At 65.1% G+C, this 17289-nt stretch carries 23 protein-coding genes; 10 read left to right on the forward strand and 13 right to left on the reverse strand.

Translation table 11 applies throughout. From position 1 onward, the window contains the following. Positions 1-38: 38 nt before the first annotated feature. Positions 39-251: a hypothetical protein gene (locus ACFPQ5_RS21700; RefSeq protein WP_379760707.1), complete on the reverse strand. Its 213-nt coding sequence runs from the start codon at positions 249-251 to the stop codon at positions 39-41. A 135-nt stretch (positions 252-386) separates the two neighbouring features. Here ACFPQ5_RS21700 and ACFPQ5_RS21705 point away from each other — a divergent pair, with 135 nt between their 5' ends. Together ACFPQ5_RS21705 and ACFPQ5_RS21710 are read left to right on the forward strand one after the other, a co-directional pair. Then, positions 387-1124: a phosphatase PAP2 family protein gene (locus ACFPQ5_RS21705; RefSeq protein WP_379760709.1), complete on the forward strand. Its 738-nt coding sequence runs from the start codon at positions 387-389 to the stop codon at positions 1122-1124. Between the two features lie 16 nt (positions 1125-1140). Further along, the gene (locus tag ACFPQ5_RS21710; protein WP_379760711.1) at positions 1141-1977 is read left to right on the forward strand and encodes a metallophosphoesterase family protein; all 837 of its coding nucleotides are present in this window, start codon (positions 1141-1143) and stop codon (positions 1975-1977) included. 177 nt (positions 1978-2154) lie between these two features. Here ACFPQ5_RS21710 and cls read toward each other — a convergent pair whose 3' ends face one another. From cls to ACFPQ5_RS21750, 8 genes are all read right to left on the reverse strand, one after another. Further along, positions 2155-3546, reverse strand: a complete 1392-nt coding sequence (gene cls / locus ACFPQ5_RS21715) for a cardiolipin synthase (protein WP_379760713.1) — start codon at positions 3544-3546, stop codon at positions 2155-2157. Further along, on the reverse strand, positions 3543-5678 hold the full coding sequence (locus tag ACFPQ5_RS21720; RefSeq protein WP_379760715.1) for a site-specific recombinase: 2136 nt from the start codon (positions 5676-5678) through the stop codon (positions 3543-3545). The genes cls and ACFPQ5_RS21720 overlap by 4 nt, the downstream gene beginning before the upstream one ends. A 135-nt stretch (positions 5679-5813) precedes the next feature. Continuing rightward, positions 5814-6275, reverse strand: coding sequence for a hypothetical protein (locus tag ACFPQ5_RS21725; protein ID WP_379760717.1), 462 nt, complete (start codon positions 6273-6275; stop codon positions 5814-5816). Between the two features lie 79 nt (positions 6276-6354). After that, the gene (locus ACFPQ5_RS21730; RefSeq protein WP_379760719.1) at positions 6355-6927 is read right to left on the reverse strand and encodes an NUDIX hydrolase; all 573 of its coding nucleotides are present in this window, start codon (positions 6925-6927) and stop codon (positions 6355-6357) included. 124 nt (positions 6928-7051) lie between these two features. Continuing rightward, positions 7052-7720: a YiaD family glycine zipper/OmpA-like lipoprotein gene (locus tag ACFPQ5_RS21735; protein ID WP_379760721.1), complete on the reverse strand. Its 669-nt coding sequence runs from the start codon at positions 7718-7720 to the stop codon at positions 7052-7054. A gap of 164 nt (positions 7721-7884) precedes the next feature. Continuing rightward, positions 7885-8031 carry a lmo0937 family membrane protein gene (locus ACFPQ5_RS21740; protein ID WP_136223041.1) on the reverse strand — a complete coding sequence of 49 codons (147 nt, stop codon included), beginning with the start codon at positions 8029-8031 and terminating at the stop codon, positions 7885-7887. 90 nt (positions 8032-8121) lie between these two features. Continuing rightward, a complete protein-coding gene (locus ACFPQ5_RS21745) occupies positions 8122-8364 on the reverse strand; it encodes a hypothetical protein (RefSeq protein WP_379760723.1) in 243 nt (80 codons plus the stop codon). 163 nt (positions 8365-8527) lie between these two features. Further along, positions 8528-9298: a glycine zipper 2TM domain-containing protein gene (locus tag ACFPQ5_RS21750; protein WP_379760725.1), complete on the reverse strand. Its 771-nt coding sequence runs from the start codon at positions 9296-9298 to the stop codon at positions 8528-8530. A gap of 223 nt (positions 9299-9521) precedes the next feature. Here ACFPQ5_RS21750 and ACFPQ5_RS21755 point away from each other — a divergent pair, with 223 nt between their 5' ends. Together ACFPQ5_RS21755 and ACFPQ5_RS21760 are read left to right on the forward strand one after the other, a co-directional pair. Then, positions 9522-10253, forward strand: a complete 732-nt coding sequence (locus ACFPQ5_RS21755) for a Crp/Fnr family transcriptional regulator (protein ID WP_379760727.1) — start codon at positions 9522-9524, stop codon at positions 10251-10253. Positions 10254-10348: 95 nt separating this feature from the next. Then, a complete protein-coding gene (locus ACFPQ5_RS21760) occupies positions 10349-10660 on the forward strand; it encodes a hypothetical protein (protein ID WP_379760729.1) in 312 nt (103 codons plus the stop codon). Here the strand turns inward: ACFPQ5_RS21760 and ACFPQ5_RS21765 are convergent. Beyond that, complete coding sequence (locus ACFPQ5_RS21765) at positions 10602-11147, reverse strand: hypothetical protein (RefSeq protein ID WP_379760731.1); 546 nt, start codon at positions 11145-11147, stop codon at positions 10602-10604. The two genes, ACFPQ5_RS21760 and ACFPQ5_RS21765, sit on opposite strands and share 59 nt — an antisense overlap. An 84-nt stretch (positions 11148-11231) precedes the next feature. Here ACFPQ5_RS21765 and ACFPQ5_RS21770 point away from each other — a divergent pair, with 84 nt between their 5' ends. Continuing rightward, positions 11232-11585, forward strand: coding sequence for a winged helix-turn-helix domain-containing protein (locus ACFPQ5_RS21770; protein WP_379760733.1), 354 nt, complete (start codon positions 11232-11234; stop codon positions 11583-11585). Positions 11586-11682: 97 nt separating this feature from the next. Here ACFPQ5_RS21770 and ACFPQ5_RS21775 read toward each other — a convergent pair whose 3' ends face one another. The 3 genes from ACFPQ5_RS21775 to ACFPQ5_RS21785 all read right to left on the reverse strand — a co-directional run bounded on the left by ACFPQ5_RS21775 (position 11683) and on the right by ACFPQ5_RS21785 (position 14425). Next, a complete protein-coding gene (locus tag ACFPQ5_RS21775) occupies positions 11683-11904 on the reverse strand; it encodes a glycine zipper 2TM domain-containing protein (protein ID WP_379760735.1) in 222 nt (73 codons plus the stop codon). 27 nt (positions 11905-11931) lie between these two features. Beyond that, positions 11932-12246, reverse strand: a complete 315-nt coding sequence (locus ACFPQ5_RS21780) for a BON domain-containing protein (protein WP_379760737.1) — start codon at positions 12244-12246, stop codon at positions 11932-11934. Between the two features lie 115 nt (positions 12247-12361). Further along, positions 12362-14425 carry an AsmA family protein gene (locus ACFPQ5_RS21785; RefSeq protein WP_379760739.1) on the reverse strand — a complete coding sequence of 688 codons (2064 nt, stop codon included), beginning with the start codon at positions 14423-14425 and terminating at the stop codon, positions 12362-12364. Positions 14426-14623: 198 nt separating this feature from the next. On the opposite strand from ACFPQ5_RS21785, the gene ACFPQ5_RS21790 reads away from it, so the two are divergent. Genes ACFPQ5_RS21790 through ACFPQ5_RS21810 form a run of 5 tightly spaced genes read left to right on the forward strand, consistent with a single transcriptional unit; the run spans position 14624 to position 17270 of the window. Continuing rightward, on the forward strand, positions 14624-15001 hold the full coding sequence (locus ACFPQ5_RS21790) for a DUF4398 domain-containing protein (RefSeq protein WP_136223058.1): 378 nt from the start codon (positions 14624-14626) through the stop codon (positions 14999-15001). 11 nt (positions 15002-15012) lie between these two features. After that, positions 15013-15936, forward strand: coding sequence for an OmpA family protein (locus ACFPQ5_RS21795; RefSeq protein WP_379760742.1), 924 nt, complete (start codon positions 15013-15015; stop codon positions 15934-15936). Between the two features lie 26 nt (positions 15937-15962). Then, a complete protein-coding gene (locus ACFPQ5_RS21800; RefSeq protein ID WP_379760744.1) occupies positions 15963-16502 on the forward strand; it encodes a ferritin-like domain-containing protein in 540 nt (179 codons plus the stop codon). Positions 16503-16542: 40 nt separating this feature from the next. Further along, entirely contained in the window at positions 16543-16863 is a 321-nt protein-coding gene (locus ACFPQ5_RS21805) for an ElaB/YgaM/YqjD family protein (RefSeq protein WP_379760746.1), read from the forward strand. Between the two features lie 20 nt (positions 16864-16883). Continuing rightward, a complete protein-coding gene (locus ACFPQ5_RS21810) occupies positions 16884-17270 on the forward strand; it encodes a phage holin family protein (RefSeq protein ID WP_379760748.1) in 387 nt (128 codons plus the stop codon). The last annotated feature ends 19 nt before the right edge of the window (positions 17271-17289 follow it).

The raw sequence follows: 17289 nt of genomic DNA on the forward strand, positions 1-17289 counted from the left end.
GCAGGACGATAATGCCGCATGCTCGGGCCAGGAAAGCCTTAGTGGGCTTTCGAGAGAATGAGCAGCCAGCGGCCGAACAGCAGCACTTCGATGTGGCCCGCTTCGACGCCGGTATCGCATTCGATGATCGGGTTGATCGGGTAGAAGCGTTTGCGGAAGTCACGGGTAATCAGGATTTCACGGCGTCCGATGCGCATAAGAAAAGGTGCAGGAGCGTATTCCAGGCCGAAGGTGTTGTTCAGAGTGGTCATTGACGTTTCCTTTGTTTGAATTATGTTGATCAGTGAAAACAGGATAACACAACTACTGTATAAATCTACAGGTACTGTATATAACACCAGTAAAAAATTTTAAGTGTAGTTTTTTTGCCATGTCTCGCTCGTTGCATGAATGAATCCTTGACGACCCGCCTGCACCGTTTCGCCGTCGCGCGTTTCTCGCCGCAGGAGCAGTTCGGCCTGCACCTGACCCTGGGCGTGCTGGTCCTGCTGCTGGCGATGGCGGGCTTTGCGCGTATTGCCGGCGAGGTCGTCAATGGCGCGCCGATCACCGCGCTCGACCTGCGCCTGGCGAACTGGCTGCACGTGCATGCGCATGCCAGCGCATGGCTGCGCAATGTCCTGCTGGTCGTGACCCAGCTGCACAGCACGCCGGGCATGCTGGCCCTGACGGCGCTGGCCGGCTGGTGGCTGGTGCGGCGTGACGCGCGCCACTGGATGCTGGCCCTGGTGGCCGCGGTGCCGGGCGGGATGCTGCTGAACGTGGCCATGAAGCACACCTTCGAGCGCGCGCGCCCGCATTTCGACGAGCCGATCCTGACCCTGACGACCTATAGTTTTCCAAGCGGCCATACGGTCGCGGCGACCCTGTTCTACGGCGTGCTGGCCTGCTACCTGACGCGCCATGCGCGCAGCTGGGGCAGGCGCGCGGCGATCGTGCTGGCCGCCTGCGCCATGGTGTTGCTGGTCGCGGGTTCGCGCCTGTATCTTGGCGCCCATTATTTGTCCGACGTGCTGGCCGGTATGCTCGAGGGCTGCGCCTGGCTGGCGATCTGCGTCACCGGCGTGTCCACGCTGCGCCGGCGCCAGGCGGCGCGCGCAGGCCGCGCCGCTTCCGAATACTGATCAACGAGGAATTCCGATGCGAACACTCATTCACTTGTCCGACCTGCATTTCGGGCGCGTCGACCAGGCCCTGCTGGGGCCGCTGCGCGAGCTGGTCCATTCGATCGCGCCCGACGTCGTCGTCATCTCCGGCGACCTGACCCAGCGCGCCAAGCCCGAGCAGTTCGAGGAAGCGCGCGCCTTTCTCGACAGCCTGCCGGGACCGCAGATCGTGGTGCCGGGCAACCACGACATTTCCCTGTACAACGTGTTCCGCCGCTTCGTCAAACCCCTGGCGCGCTACAAGCGCTACATCACCGACGACCTCGATCCGATGTATGTCGATGACGAGATCGCCGTGGTCGGCGTCAACACGGCGCGTTCGCTGACGATCAAGGACGGGCGCGTGAACAAGGAGCAGGTGAGCAAGATCCGCGAGGAACTGGCCGGCCTGGATCCGAAGATCACGCGCATCGTCGTCACCCACCATCCCTTCGACCTGCCCACCACCTTCGAGGAACAGGACCTGGTCAACCGCGCGCCGATGGCAATGGAGGTGTTCGCCGAGTGCGGTGTGGACGTCCTGCTGGCCGGCCACATGCACGTCAGCCATGCGGCCAGCACGGCTTCGCGCTACCAGATCGACGCCTACGCGGCGCTGGTTGTGCAGGCGGGGACGGCGACCTCGACGCGGGGCAGGGGCGAGGTCAATTCGTTCAATTTGCTGCGGGTCGAGCATGAGCGGGTCGAGATCGACCGCTATGGATGGGATGCGCTGACGAATACCTTCCGCGTGATCCTGACCGAGAAATTTTTGCGGAGCGGGAATGTGTGGGCGCCGGCGGCGGAAGGGATGCTGGCTGCGGGAATTTGAGGGGCGTAGGGTGGGCACTCCGTGCCCACGCGGTAGTACGGTTGCGTTCCACGACGCGTAAAAAATCGACGTTTCGAAATGCACACGTAGTACCGCGTGGGCACGGAGTGCCCGGTGAACCCGTCCTTGAGGCCATTGGCCTCAAGGACCCCTACAACGGCAACGGCAACGGCAACGTCAGATCCAGTACTCGGTCAAGCGCGCGGCCCACTCCTTGATCCGGTCCGCCCACGGCCGGTCGCGCCACTGCTCCAGCGTCACTTCCTTCGAATCGCGCAGGTCCTCGTTGAACGCACTCTCCATGTCGCGTCCAAAAGCCGGATCGATCACCACCACGTTCAGCTCGTAGTTGTGAATGAAACTGCGCCGGTCGATGTTCGCCGAGCCGATGGTCGACCAGGCTTCGTCGATCACGGCCGTCTTGGCGTGCAGCACGGCCACCTGCAGCTGGAAGATCTTTACGCCGCCGGCCAGCAATTGTTCGTAGAAGGCCTGGCCGGCGTACATCACGAGGCCGTGGTCGGACACGCCCGGCAGCACCAGCTTGACGTCCACGCCCCGTTTGGCGGCGGCGATCAGGGCGTCGACCACCTGCTGGTCGGGCACGAAATAGGCCGAGGTGATGTGCACCGATTTCTTCGCTTCGTTGATCGCCACCATCAGCGACTTGTAGATTTCCGAGTGACTGCCCGGCTCGGTGGCCAGCACGCGCACGAACTTGTCGCCGGCCGGGGCCAGGCGCGGGAAGTAGTCGCGGGGAGGCTGGAGTTCGCCGCCTTCCTGGCGCACCCAGGCGTTCACGAACGCCCATTGCAGCGTCGCCACCGCCGGGCCTTCGATCCTGACGTGGGTGTCGCGCCAGCCGACCTTGTTCTTGTCGACGTTGTCGGGCTTCCTGCGCGAGCGGAACAGCGAGCTGTTGGCATAGTCGGCGCTGATGTTGATGCCGCCCGTGAAGGCCACCTTGCCGTCGACCACCATCAGCTTGCGGTGGTCGCGGTTGTTGATCGACCAGTTGCCCTTGGCCTTGGCCGGATTGACGGGATTGAAGGCGACCATCTTGATGCCGGCCGCGCGCATGCGATCGAAGAATGCCTGGGGCGTGCCGATGGTGCCGACGCTGTCGTACATGACGTTCACCGTCACGCCCTGGCGCTGCTTCTCCATCAGCAACTCGGCGAACTGCAGGCCGATCGGATCCTGGTCGAAGATATAGGTCTCCAGGTTGATCGAGGTAGTGGCGTTACGTGCCGCGGCCATCATTTCGCGCATCGTCGCCGGCCCGTCGAACAGCAGCTGCACCTGGTTCCCTGCGATCAGCGGCAGGCCGGTCGCCTGTTCCTCCAGCACCGCCAGCTGCTTCAGGTCGCTCGTCGCATTCGCCCAGCGCCGCTGCAGCAATGCCGCCGCCTGCTGCTTCTGCAGCGTACCCTTGGCGGTGGCCACCGTCGGGTTGTTCTTGTGCGGCGTGTCGGGCAGCGTGTCGGCGTCGGGCAGGGTGCGGCAGGACGCGATCGCGCCGACGAAGGCGAGGGCGGCGAGCCACCAGCTCAGGCGTTGCTTGTTCATTTGTTTCCCCTTGTGGAGACGTGGATGTCGATGCTGTCGATATCCCGCGGCCCGATGAAAAAGTCGAGCGGCGCGTACGCGAAGCGCCGGCCGAGTGCGCGCAGCAGCAGGATGCTGCGCTTGAACTGGATCTTGCGGGCGCGCAAGGCCACCCACAGCGCCAGGCTGAAACTGACCAGCAGGTTGACCGCGCCGATCAGCGCGACGCCAAGCGAGGCATTCGCCACCATCTCCAGGCTCATCTGGTAGTCGAGCCCGACCAGGGCAGTGGCGAAATTCGCCGTCGAGAAGGTGACGTGCCGGATGTCGAGCGGCAGGCCGAGCAGGAAGCCGACGGTGCCGGTGGTGCCGAGCAGGATACCGAAATAGAAGTTACCCATCAGGCCGCCGAGATTGTCCTCGACGTAGCGCGAGACGCGGTCGCGCCGCTCGGTGCCGAGCAGGATGCCGAGCCAGCGCAACTGGCGCACGCGCTGGCCCATGCGCGTGTACAGCGCCTTGTTGTCGTAATAGCCCGAGATCAGGCCGGCCACGAACAGCCAGACACCCGCAATCGCCGCATAGAACAGGGCCGGCGTGTGGAAGGGATCGATGTCGTGCAGCAGGTGGTGGGCCTTCTCGGGCGTGACGAGGTGGTGGCCCGTCATTTGCTGGTAAGCGACGGCGATCACGAGCGCGGTCGGGAAGGCGACGACCACGTTGCCGAGCACCGAGACGATCTGGGTGCGGAAGACCTTGTTCACCAGCTCGGCCATGCTGTCGAAATCGATGCTGCGCCCGTCCCGGCTGTGCAGGCCGGCGGCGATGCGCTGCGCCGTCATAGCCGGCTGCTTGGTAGCGATGGTCCAGTGCAGCATGTGGACGAGCATGAAGCCGAGCGAATAGTTCATGCTGAACAGGAAGGCTTCGACCAGGGGCGCGGCGCGCAGGTAGGACAGCAGGATCTTGAAGGTCGCCATGAAGCCGACGATGAAGCCGGCCCCGGCCGCGGCCTTGAACATGTCGCGCAGCTGGGCGCGGCTTTCGGCGATGTAGTGCTCGCCGGTGCGGCTGGCATTTTCCGTGACGTTGCGCGCCAGCAGGTGGATGTTGTCGCGGAACAGGCCGCGCACCTGGTATTTCGTGTTGTGCGCTTCGACCAGTTCCTGGGCCAGGGCGAGCGCGGCGGCGCGGCGCGCGCTGACCGGACGCGGCGGTGGAGAGTGCGGCGGGATCGTCGCCAATGCGCGGCTGTTCGACAGCGTGAGCTCCCCCTCGTCTTGCGCCGCGGCCGGCAGCTGCGGCGGTTCTTCTTCCGTTTCCTCGCTGCTGTCGACCAGGAACAGCAGCTTGCGCAGCCGCTCGATGCTTTGGGAAATGGCGACCAGCACATAGGTCAACGCCACGCTGGTGCCGAAGGAGAGCGAATTGCGGCGGATCTTGGCCACCACCTCGTCGCACTGGTCGAGCATCACCAGGAGGTGACGCGGATCGTCCGGGCGATCGATCGATCCTTCCAGGAAGCGGCCGTACTCGTCGAGGTAGTTGTTGACCTCGATGTTCTGCATCAGGAAGGGCGAATCGAAATCCTCGATCTCGCTGTAGCTGTGCACCAGGCGCGGCTCGAGCCCGAGCGCGCAGACGCGGCAGGACAGGGTGCGGATCGCGTCCAGCATGCCCATGGTCGTGACCAGGCGCGCGCGGTCGGGCGCGGCGTCCTGCGGCGGCGGCGCCTCGGCCACGACGTCGAACAGGGCCAGCCAGTCTTCGTCCGGCACCGAGCGGATCCAGTAGTAATCGGCCTCGGCGTACAGCACCTGGTCGAGCGCGTCGGACAGGTAGAGGTCGTCGAGCGCGGGGGGCAGCAGGCGCCAGGCGATGCGGCGCTTGAGTTCGGTGAAGAAGCCGTCGTTGGAGAGAATGCCGATGTCGCTGTACAGGCTCGTGTGGCGGCGTTTTTCGAGCAGGGTGACGATATAGCTGCGCAGCGCCCAGGCCTGCGCCGGGTTGCCCCGCAATAGTTGTGTCAGTGTGCGCACGGCGGCGCGCGCATGGCCCAGGTGACGCCGGCGCGGCCGCAAACAATCGACGAGCTCGATGAGCAGGTCGATGCGGTCGCTGCGTGGGTCGATGCGTTCAAGAATGTCAAGCATACAAAATCCGTTTCCTCATGGACGACAGTGTACGCGTTGAGGCCGGTCGCGTTTGGTACGGCAGCGTACACTTTCGGTCGATGAGAAAAAGGATGTAGGGTGGGCGGCTCTGCCGCCCACGCGTTCAGCGCGCGGTCAGGTAAACGCCAGCAGCAAGGCCGTCAGCATCGCCCCGGCAGCCCAGCACATCAGCCCCCAGGCCACCGCCACGCCCAGCGCGCCATTCCAGCCGCGCCGCGCATAGCGCCGGCCGAAGCGCCGCCGCACCACGCGCCATTGCGGCGCCGCCGCGCCCAGCAGCCACAGGCCCAGCCAGGCCAGGGCCAGCCACTGGGCAAAGGGTGCGTTGCCGTTCACGCGCGCGCTGATCGCGCCGGCCAGCCCTTCGAGCGCCAGCACGAGCACGCTGGCCAGCAGCCAGCGCCGGGCGCTGTGCGCCGCGTGCGCATGGCCCAGCACGCGCCAGTTGTGCATCAAGAGCCAGGACCCGAAGACCGGGGTGAACAGCAGGCTCCAGGCGGCAACGGCCGAAGGCCGCCAGAGTGCAGGCATGTCGTGGAGGGTGTCGGAATCAAACGCGGCATGGGTGTCAGGCATGATAGCGAGAGAAATGTTGCTGAAGAGAAGCAACATGATCCCGCCGGCCTACCCGACCGTTCTTGCGCCTAGTCTTCCTTCATGATGTACAGCTGCAGGTATTGCAGCAATACGACAGTCTTGACGTCCACGATCTCGCCACGAGCCAGCTTGTCCAGGGCCTCGTCGCAGCCGAGTTCGCGCACCTCGATGTCCTTGCCTTCGCTTCCTTGCCGCCGCCCGCGCTGCAGCGGTCGTCAAGCCGGTACTCGCCGACAAAGTAGTGCACCTGCTCGGTGAGCGTGCCGGGACTGGCGAACAGGGTCATCACGTGGCGCAGGTCATCCACGGTGTAGCCCAGTTCCTCGCGGATTTCGGCGCGGATGCGCTCCAGGGGATCGGCGCCTTCGAGCACGCCGGCGGCGGTCTCGATCAGGAAACCGTCGTGGCCGGCGAGGTGGGCGCCGATGCGGAACTGGCGCGTGAACAGCAGCGTGCGCCGCGTGCGGTCGTAGAGCAGGGCGGTGACGCCGCTGTCGCTGCCGTACACCTCGCGCGTCTGCTCCTGCACCCGGCCGTCGGCGCGGCGCTGGGCGTAGCGGATTTTCTGCAGCGGATAGTAGCCATCGAAGACGGTGCGCTGCTCGACGATGCGGATCGGCGGCTTGGGCATGCGGGCTCCGGTCTGGTGTCAAGCCGAGCATACACGAGCGCCGCGCCGCCCTTCGCACCCGAGCCGGACGGAAAAAAAGCCGCCCGGCTTGCGCGGGGCGGCTTCGTGATGGCTATGGACTTGATTAGCCGCGGCCCGGTTCGGCGACGTAGATCTCGACGCGGCGATTGCGTGCGCGGCCGGCGTTGTCGTTGTTGTTGGCGATCGGCTCGCGTTCACCGCGGCCTTCGATCGTGATGCGGCTCGGATTCACGCCGCGGCCCGCCAGGTAGTCGCGGGTACGCGCTGCGCGGTCGACCGACAGCGGCTGGTTGATGGCCGGACCGCCGGTGTTGTCGGTGTGGCCGATGATGACGACGTTGGTGCCCGGGTTTTCCTGCAGGGTGGTGGCGAAGCGCTCGAGCACCGGCTGGAAGTTCGGCTTGATGTCGGCACGGCCGCTGTCGAAGGAGACGTCGCTCGGGATGTCGAGCTTCAGGCGGTTGTCGGCCGTCTGGCTGACCTGCACGCCGGTGCCGCGGGTAGCCTGTTCCATTGCCTGCTTCTGCTGTTCCATGCGCTTGGACCAGATGTTGCCGATCACGGCGCCGGCTGCGCCGCCGATCACCGCGCCCTTGGCGGCACGGCTGCCGCCGCCGCCATGGGTGGTGCCGCCGATCAGCGCGCCGAGGGCTGCGCCGGCGCCGGCGCCGGTCGCGGTGCCGCGCTGGGTCGCGCTCATGTCGGCGCAACCGCTGATGCCGAGGGCGAGGATGGTGGCGGCTGCTGCGGATTTGGTCAGTTTGGAATACATAATTTTCTCCTTAAAGAAAAAATCCGTTTCGTAGGCGCGCCCAGGGGGCACGACCGCGAAACGGATTAATCAACCTACTTCGGGTGGTGCTACCGTCGTACCAGGAGCTGCGATGCGTGGCAGCGCACTCCTTGTACAACCGATATGGTACTGCATGCGGCGTTCTATATGCCTCGACCGCTGATCAGGCGCACCAGGATCATGATGACGGCAACCACGAGCAGGATGTGGATGAAGCCGCCGATGGTGTACGAGGTGACCAGGCCGAGCAGCCACAAGACGATGAGAACGATGGCGATTGTATAGAGCATGATGAGTCTCCTCACTGGGGTTTGCGTCCGAATGACGCCGTGAATCCAGTATCGCGCGCTCAGCTCAGCACCACCGTTCGTTGGCGTACATTATGCGCGAGATTTTTGTTCGTTTCGCAAGCCCGGGCCATTCAGTCCGGGAATCCAGCCCATGAAACCGAGCAGGCCGACGATGCCGATGAGGCAGGTCAGCAGGCCGCCGCTGACCAGGAAGAACACGTCGTGCGCCGCCAGCTCGCCCGCCTGCTCGAGCGGCGGCGCGGCCGAGAAGAGTCCGAATCCGGTGACGACCAGGCCCCAGACGATGATGCCGATCCATGCAAGGCTATTCATGGTGCTCCCCTTATGCAAAGTTAATGACGGCGTTTCTGTTGACGCTCAGCCATTCTCGGGGCAGCTCAGCAGTATTTCCGTGCGGTGGCGCACATTGCACTGAGGAAAAAATCAAGGCCGGCGATCCGAAGATGGCCGGCCTTGCTTGTGGGGTGTTTCGCTATCACGCGGCGCGCAGGCGTCCTTTGACGATGCGCACGCGGTCGCCGCTGCGCCATTGCGGCTGGCTAGCCTGGTGGAAAGTGCGCAGGCTGCCGTCGTCCAGGCGCACCCGGATTTCGTAGCTGGTGGTGGCCTTCATATTGCCCTCGACCTGGTTGCCGACCACCGCGCCGCCGACCGCGCCGGCGACGGTAGCCAGCTGGCGCCCATGGCCGCCGCCGATCTGGTTGCCCAGCAGGCCGCCGATGACGGCGCCGCCGGCCGCGCCCAGGCCGCTGCCTTGGGCGCGCTGCTTGATCGCGCGCACCGATTCGACGTTGCCGCAGTTGCCGCACCATTTAGGCTCTTTCGGCTCGGCGGCAGCGACCTGCACCGGCTTCGGCTTGACAGTCGTGCGCGGCGCCGGCGCCGGCTCGGGTTCCGGTGCATAGGCCTGGGCCGGGGCAGGACCGTAGCCCTGGGCCAGCTGCTGCGATGGATAGGCGGGCGCGACCGGTGCAGGCGCGGCCGGGTAGGCCGGACCTTGCGGACCCAGCTGGGCCATGGCAGCGGCGGGCGCTACCGGGGCGGTCTGGCCTGCCGGCGGCAGGCTCGCGGCCAGCGCGGCGCGGTCGGCCTCGCTCAGCTGGCGGCCGGCATTGCCGCCGATCGAAGATGGAATCCAGCCCAGGATGGCGGCGGTGCCGATCAGGCAGAACAGCAGGACGGCAAGCGCGGCCAGCAGCAGCAGCGGGTGCTGCTTGCGGACCGGTGGAGTAGAAATATTGTTCATGGCATGTGCTCCATAGATTGCGGGATTGCATGTGCGTTTCCGCGGCGGCAGGCAGGGCCAGCCGATGCGAAGGATTGTCCCTAGGAACAACAAGGTATTCCGTGCGTCACCGAACATACACCCCCTATCAGAGCCTTTAACCTGATCGAAATTGTTTGCAAATGTATCCGTGAGCCGCATGCATGCATGCGCCACGGGTGATCCCCTTTAACGCGAGAATTCGATGAACTTTGCTGCTTCTCCCGACGTCGCCGAGCACAACGCCAACTTGCTGCTGGCCGCGCTCCCGCCGCAGGAGCTGGCCCAGGTGTTGCCGATGCTCGACCAGGTGCGCGTCGAGGCTGGCGAAGTGCTGGGCGAGGCGGGCACCCCGGTCCAATACATCTATTTTCCGCACGATTGCCTGATTTCGCTGCTGGGCGTGGCCGGCGGGCGCATGACGCTCGAGGTCGGCCTGGTCGGACGCGAGGGCATGCTGGGCGCCACCGTCGCCCTCGGCCACGAGATCGCCCAGGTGCGCGCCGTGGTCCAGCGTCCGGGCAGCGCCAGCCGCATGGACAGCGCCGCCTTCCGCGCCGAGTTCGCACGCAACGCGGCCCTGCAGCGGGTGTTGTACCGCTATACCGATTCGCTGCTGGCGCAGGCGATCCAGATCGCCGTCTGCAGCCGCTTCCACGTGTTGGAAGCGCGCCTGGCGCGTTCGCTGCTGATCACGCGCGACCGCCTGCAATCCGACAAATTCCATCTCACCCACGAATTCCTGGCCCACGCGCTGGGCGTGCGCAGGGTCGGCGTCACCAAGGCGGCCAGCGCCCTGCAGCAGCAGGGCCTGATCATCTATAGCCGCGGCAATATCGAGATCCTCGACCCCGAAGGTCTGGCGGCCGCCGCCTGCACCTGCTACGAAATCGTCAAGGATGCCGGGGCCGGGGCGCTGTCGAGCGCCTTCGTCTAGCCAGGGCAAAAAAGCGCGCGCCGGCAATTGCGCCGGCGCGCAGTCGCAGCACTCGAACGTTATGGATTCCAGAACGGTTGTCGATACTGAACACGATGTGGCCCCTTACCGATACGGCATTGCACCTGATGGACGCCGCCAATCTGGCGTCGGCCCGGCGCCATGGCGTCGAACTCGACCTGGAGCGGCTCTGGCGCGCTGCCGATCCGGCCGCGCCGCATACGCTCGATGGGTGCCTGGCGGCGGTGCTGGCCCATGCCTGGCCATGGCCGCTCGACCCGGTCGTGATCGCCTTGTGCTACCAGGCCGAAGAGATGCGCGATGCCGTGCAGGCGCAGGCGCGCAAACTCAGCGGCGCGCGGGCGCCAGCCGCGCCAACAGGAATTTGGCCATGTAGAGTACCGTGATCGTGCCGCAGAAATCCCCGATCGCCATCGCCAGGAAGCTGTGGACCAGCTCGCGCTTGCCTTCGTAGAAGAAGAACCAGAGGTGGTGCAGCAGCGGGCTGGCGATCGAGTAGGCCAGGGCGGCGAACAGCAGGCGTCCCGTCGTCAGGCGCGTCAGGCCCGCATCGAGGCCGCCGTAGCGCCGCATGCCGAGGTAGACGAGGTAGGGGCTGAGGGTGGCGAGGATGCCGCCGGCGAAGGCGCGCATCGAATCGTTCGGAAAGAACAGGAAGAAGCTGACGCCCCAGGACACGATCAGCAGGCCGATCGCCCCGGCCTCGGCGAAGAGCAGGGTGGACAGCAGGCGCACGCCCGCGGGCAGGTAGATCCAGTTGATGCCAGGCCCGAACTCGAAGCGCAGGAGAAAGAGTTCGTTGACCGCGAGCGCGGCCAGGAACATCACGATGGTCGCGAGGATCATCAACACGTTGAGTTTGAGCTGGGTCATCCGCGTACAGTACAATATCCGCAGGCCAGCCGGTATAAAAAATGCACCAAATCGGTGCGCCGGCAGCCGGAACCTGAGCCTTTCATGAAGACCACCCGCCCGGCCGACATCTACCTGCGCTTCCTGCAATTGAGCGACGCCTTACGCGGCTTGCCCTCGCTGCCCGCGCTCGATCCGCTCGAGGAGCGCATCCTCGCGCTGGTAGCCCGCGCCGGCCAGACCGACGAACGCCTGTCGGTGCGCGACGTCATGAGCAACGCCGAGCTGGGTGCTCCCGCCACCGTCCACAACCGCCTGAAGTCGATGCGCCAGAAAGGCTGGATCATGCTGGCCGATACCGAGGACACGCGGCGCAAGCGCATCGAGCTGACCCAGGCCGCCTTGCAGCATTTCGACCGGCTTTCACATTGCATGCTTCGCGCGACAGAGCGCGCCTGACGTCGAATCGCACCCCACAAACGTCACGCCCCGCTTGCGCAGGACGCAAGCGGGGCGTTTCGTGTGTGTTTGCCTTGGGTACTACAGGGGGTGAAAATCAGTTGGTCTTGCCGGTCTGGTTGCCGATGACGCCGCCGACGGCTGCGCCGCCGACCGTGCCCACAGCGCTGCCGCCGGTCAGGGCGCCGCCGATCACTGCGCCGGCGCCGGCGCCGATCGCGGTGTTCTTGTCTTGGCGCGACATGCCGGAGCAGCCGGTCAGGGCCAGTGCCAGGGTAGCCAGGGTAGCGCTCACTGCCAGGTGTTTGACGTTTTTCATAATGATCTCCTTGGTGGGTTTACTTCTTTACTTCAGGCGCAGGTCATTCCTGACCGACTTCACGCCCTTCACTGTGCGCGCAACCGACGCTGCGGTTGCCACGTTCTCCGCCGAGCCGACATAGCCGCTCAGCTGGACAATGCCTTCGCGGGTCGCGACATCGATGTCCGCCGCATTCAGCTCGGTGCTCCGGCCGATTGCCGCCTTGACGCCCGCCGTGATGGTGGAATCGTCCACCACCTCGCTTTGCGCCCGCAGGCTGCTCGTGCTGCCGCAGCTTGCAAGCTGGCTCGCGCCCATCAGGGCCGCCAGCAGGGCCAGGGCCGGTCTCCAATGCCTCATGCGTAATCCTTGATGCCGTATTCCTGTTTCAGCGTTGATCAGAGAGTAAAGCTGCCCATCTGCATGGTCTGTTCGGCAACACACACATGGGCTTATTTACTCATCCGTTCGGGCATCAACGCGTCTTCGCCTTGCCCGGCGGCGGTGCCTTCGGCTTCTCCTTGGCCAGTGCCACCAGGCGGCCGCAAGGGCTATCCTGGCCCGGTCCGGTATTGATCAAGGGCAGCAGCGCGGCGACCGGCGCCGCGACCGTCGCCAGCACGGCGGCGCCGCCGGCCTTCAGGGCCAGCACGCCCTTGTCGACCGACACGTCGGGCTTGCTGAACGGACCGCGCACGTACAGCGGCGCACGCAGGGTGAACAGGCGCAGCGCCTTGGTTTCGGGGTGGATGGTCAGGTCCATCTGCTCGTTCGCCAGGCTGATGCTGCCGTCGACGCGGATGATCGCTTCCTCGGTATCGACCACGAACACCTGCGACTGCGCTATGCCCTTGTTGACGTCGAAGTCGGCGGCCAGGCAGTTCAGTTGCACCGTCTTGTCGCCGAACAGCTTGGTGACGATGATATTGCCCACGTTCAGGCCAGCCATTTCCAGCAGCATCTTGCTGATCGTACCTTCGCTGACCAGCGCCTTGACCTCGCCATTCGAGGAGCCGAGCAGGGCGGCAACCGAGGTGCCGGTGGCCGACAGCTGGGCGTCGCCGTTGATCTGGCCCACTGTCGCCTGCATCTTCTCGATGGTCGGGAACAGCTGCTTGATCTGGATGTGGCGCGCGCTGATTTTGGCCGTGGCCGCGATCGTATTGCCCTTGGCGCCGCTGCCGTCCAGACGGATGGTCGAGCGCAGCGTGCCGCCGGCGACGCCGAAGTCGAGCGGCGCCAGCGTGATGACGCCGTCCTTCATGATCAGGTGGGTCGACAGCTTGCTGATCGGCAGCGTCTTGTCGCGGATGATCTGGTCGGCCGCGTAGCGCACGTCCGCATCGATCGCCTTCCAGCGTTCGGTGCGGAATTCCTCGACCGGCAAGACCTTGCCGCCCGGCTGCACCGCATCGACGCCGCGCGCCTTCTTGCTTTCGTTCGAGTCGCCGCCGATCAGCGGGGCGAGATCGGCGAACACCAGCTTGTGGGTCGATACATTGCCCGTCAGCTTGGGACGTGGCTTGCCGCCTTCGTACACGAGCTTGCCGCCGATGTCGCTCGAACCGACCTTGCCCTTGAAGTTCTCGTAGGTCCAGCGTCCATGCTCACGGTCGAGCTCGCCAACCAGGTGGCCCGAAGTCGAGAAGGCGCCCGTTTCCGGCAGCGTGATGCCGGTGAAGTTGTACAGGCGCGCCATGCTGCGTCCGGCCAGCGTCAGCTGCAGGTCGACTGCTTTCAGCTTGGCGGGGCTGGTGACCGTGCCTTCGACGGCGATGCGGCTCGGCCCGCTGCGCATGTCGGCCTGCACCGGGTAGGGCGTGTTCTGGTCCTTCAGCGACAGCACCTGGCCGACCTTGCCGCCGCCGGTCACCTCGGCGCCGTTGTAGGTGCCGGTCACATCGAAGCCGATGCCGTACTTCGCGTCCTTGTCGAGGGTGCGCACCTTGGCCGTGACGTCGGCCTTGGTGACGGCGTCGACCACTTTCACGACGCCGTCGGTCAGCACCACCCGCTCGAGGTCGAGCTCCCACTTCGATTTCTCTTCCTTCTTCTTGTACACCCAGTTGTAGTGGGTGGCATCGGTGCGCTGCAGTTCGACGTAGGGCGAATCGAAGCGCAGCACCGGGATGCCGATCGTGTGGTGCAGCAGGCCGAAGGGATTCAAAGAGAAGGAAAACTGCTTCACGCGCGCCATGTCCATCTGCTTCATGGTGGCTGGGTTGCCGACGTGCACGTCGTTGGCGATCAGGTGCGGCCAGGGCAGCCAGTCGCGCAGGTGGCGGTCGGACTTGGCCATGCGCTTGGCCGGGACTTCCCACTGCACGGCCAGGTTGCCGCGGATGGCGAACGGCCGCTCGATGGCCTCGCTGACCTTGGCGTTGAGCCAGGGACGCGCCTTGTTCCAATCGAAGGTAAGGATAAAAATGATGGCGATGACCGGGAGCGCAATCAGGACGGCAAGCAGGCTCAGGAGGATTTTCTTCTTCTTGCCGCCGTGCTTGTGGCCGGCGTCTTGCTGGGCGGTAGTATCGGGCATGACGATCCTTTAATGGGTATCGATCTTGCGGCCAGCTTAGCGCAAAGGCCATGGTCATCAATGTGCGGTGTCGCACGGTGCGGCGGATGAGCAGGGCGCATGCCCCGTGATATGCCGGGTATGTGCGGCAGCGAACCGAACTCGGCCGATAACAGGCTTATAACGTTAACAACTTGCTTACATCTACGGGAGAAAGTCATGGACATGAATCGTTCGATGGGTTGCGCGGCAGCCCTTGCCGCCGTGCTGGCGCTGAGCGCCTGCGCCAGCCAGAAGGCGCCGGCCACCGCCGATGTCGCGGTCTCGCGCAATGCCGTCGCGAATGCGGTGCAGGCCGGTGCGGCCGACCTGGCGCCGGAAGAAATCACGGCGGCGCGCGCCAAGATGATGCGCGCCAACGAAGCGCTGGCCGCCAAGGACTACAAGCTGGCGCGCGAACTGGCGACCCAGGCGCAGGCCGATGCCCAGCTGGCCCAGAGCAAGGCCGCGTCGGCCAAGGCGACCGCCGCCTCGAACGCACTGAACGAAGACCTGCGCGTGCTGCGCCAGGAAGTCGACCGCGCCAACTCGCAATAAAGGAGAAGAACATGACACCACGTTTCCTGAAACCGGCCGTCTTCGCCAGCGCCATCCTGCTGGCCGCCTGCAGCACCACGCCGACCACGACGCCGACGCTGGACCAGGCGCGCGCCGATTTCGTTGCCGCCAATAACAACCCGCAAGTGTCGAGCTATGCGCCGCTGCAATTCAAGGAAGCCAGCGACGCGCTCGACCGCGCCAACGCCGCGGCCGCCAAGAAGGAAAGCCTGAACGACATCGACCGCCTGGCCTACATCGCCAAGCAGAAGATCGCCACCGCCCAGGAAGTGGCGCGCGCCAAGGCCGCCGAGGCGAACATCGCCGACGCCGGACGCCAGCGCACCGAACTGACGCTGGAAGCGCGCACCGCCGAAGCCGAGCGCGCCAAGCGCGAAGCGGCCGAAGCGCAGGCAGCAGCGGCAGCGGCCCAGCAGCAGGCGGCCACCGCCCAGCAGCAGGCCGCCATGGCCCAGGACCAGACCCGCATGATCGCCGAGCGCGCCGCCAAGCTGGAAGCGCTTCTGGTCGAACTGCATGCGACGAAAACCGAGCGCGGCATGGTCGTCACCATCGGCGACGTCCTGTTCGCCACCAACCAGGCCAACCTGACACCGAACGGAATGTCGACCCTGCGCAAGCTCGCCGACGTCATGGCGCAGAACCCGGAGCGCACTGTACTGGTCGAAGGGTTTACCGACAGTACCGGCAGCTCGAGCTACAACATGGACTTGTCGCAGCGCCGCGCGAACGCGGTGGCCACGGCGCTGTCCAGCATGGGCGTGCCGCGCGAGCGCATCGCCATGAAGGCCTATGGCGAAGCCTTCCCGGTTGCCGCCAACGACAACGCGTCGAACCGCCAGCTGAACCGCCGCGTCGAGATCGTGCTGTCGAACGAGAACGCGCCGATTCCGCCGCGTGCGGCCAGCCGTTGATTGATTTGAATAGCTGAGGAAACATCATGGAACAAGGCAAGACGCCCCTGGCGCATGGCTTCGACATCGAGGCCATCCGCCGCGCCGCGGCCAACCTCGACGACGGCGCCGTCACCGCGGGCTACGCGGCCGACCGCGAGGCGGTCATCGCGATGCTGAACGACGCGCTGGCCACCGAACTGCTGTGCGTGCTGCGCTACAAGCGCCATTACTACACGGTGCAAGGCCCGAACAACGGCGCCCTGAAGGCCGAGTTCCTCGAGCACGCCCAGCAGGAACAGGACCACGCCGACCGCATCGCCGAGCGCATCGTGCAGCTGAACGGCTCGCCGAACTTCAACCCGGCCACGCTGACGGCCCGTTCGCATGCCGAGTACGACGATTCGGAAGACGCGCAGGCGATGGTGCGCGCCGACCTGATCGCCGAGCGCGTCGCCATCGAATCCTATCGCCAGATGATCCAGGCGATCGGCGACAAGGACCCGACCACCAAGCAGATGCTCATCGAAATCCTGGCTGTCGAGGAAGAACACGCCGACGACATGCACGATTTCCTTGTGCGCTGATTTTTACTACCACCATCAATACCGATAACAGGAGTTCACCATGCAAGACATCAACCGCTCGATCGAAAACGGCTACCAGAACACCAGCGCCGACATGAAGGGTCTCGTCAAGGACGCCCAGTCGCTGCTGTCGGCCGCCACCTCGCTGACCGGCGACAAGGCCGACGAGCTGCGTGCACGCGGCATGGAACTGCTGGACCGCGCCATGGGCAAGGCCAGCCAGTACCAGGGTCAAGCCGTCATCAAGAGCAAGGAACTGGCAGAGAGCGCCGATGTCTACGTCAAGGACAATCCATGGCGTACCGTCCTTGCCGCAGCGAGCGTCGGCCTGCTGGTCGGCATCTTCCTGGGTCGTAAATAATTCACGCCGGAGAGAACGCCATGGAAAAGACCGACACCGTCGTGCATGGTCCCGGACTCATGGGCGGCATCTCCGGCCTGGCGAAAAACCTGTTCGGCCTCATCGTGTCCCGCGTGGAATTGGCGGCGCTCGAGATGTCGGAAGTGCGGAACCACGTGATCGAGCTGCTGGCGATTTTCGCCGGCGCGGTGCTCGCCGTGTGGTTCGCGCTGGCGTATGGCACCGCGACGATCGTGATGCTGGCCTGGGACAGCTGGGGCTGGAAGATTCTGCTGGTGATGTTCCTGGTGTTTTTGGTGATCACGGTCGTACTCGTGATGAAGGGACTGGCCATGCTCAAGCAGGGCAAGCTCGCTTTCCCGGAAACGATGAACGAACTGCGTCATGACCGCGACGCGCTGCTCTGAGCAGCCGCCTACAGGGGAG

The sequence above is a fragment of the Massilia suwonensis genome (assembly GCF_042655665.1).
GTDB lineage: Bacteria > Pseudomonadota > Gammaproteobacteria > Burkholderiales > Burkholderiaceae_D > Telluria > Telluria suwonensis.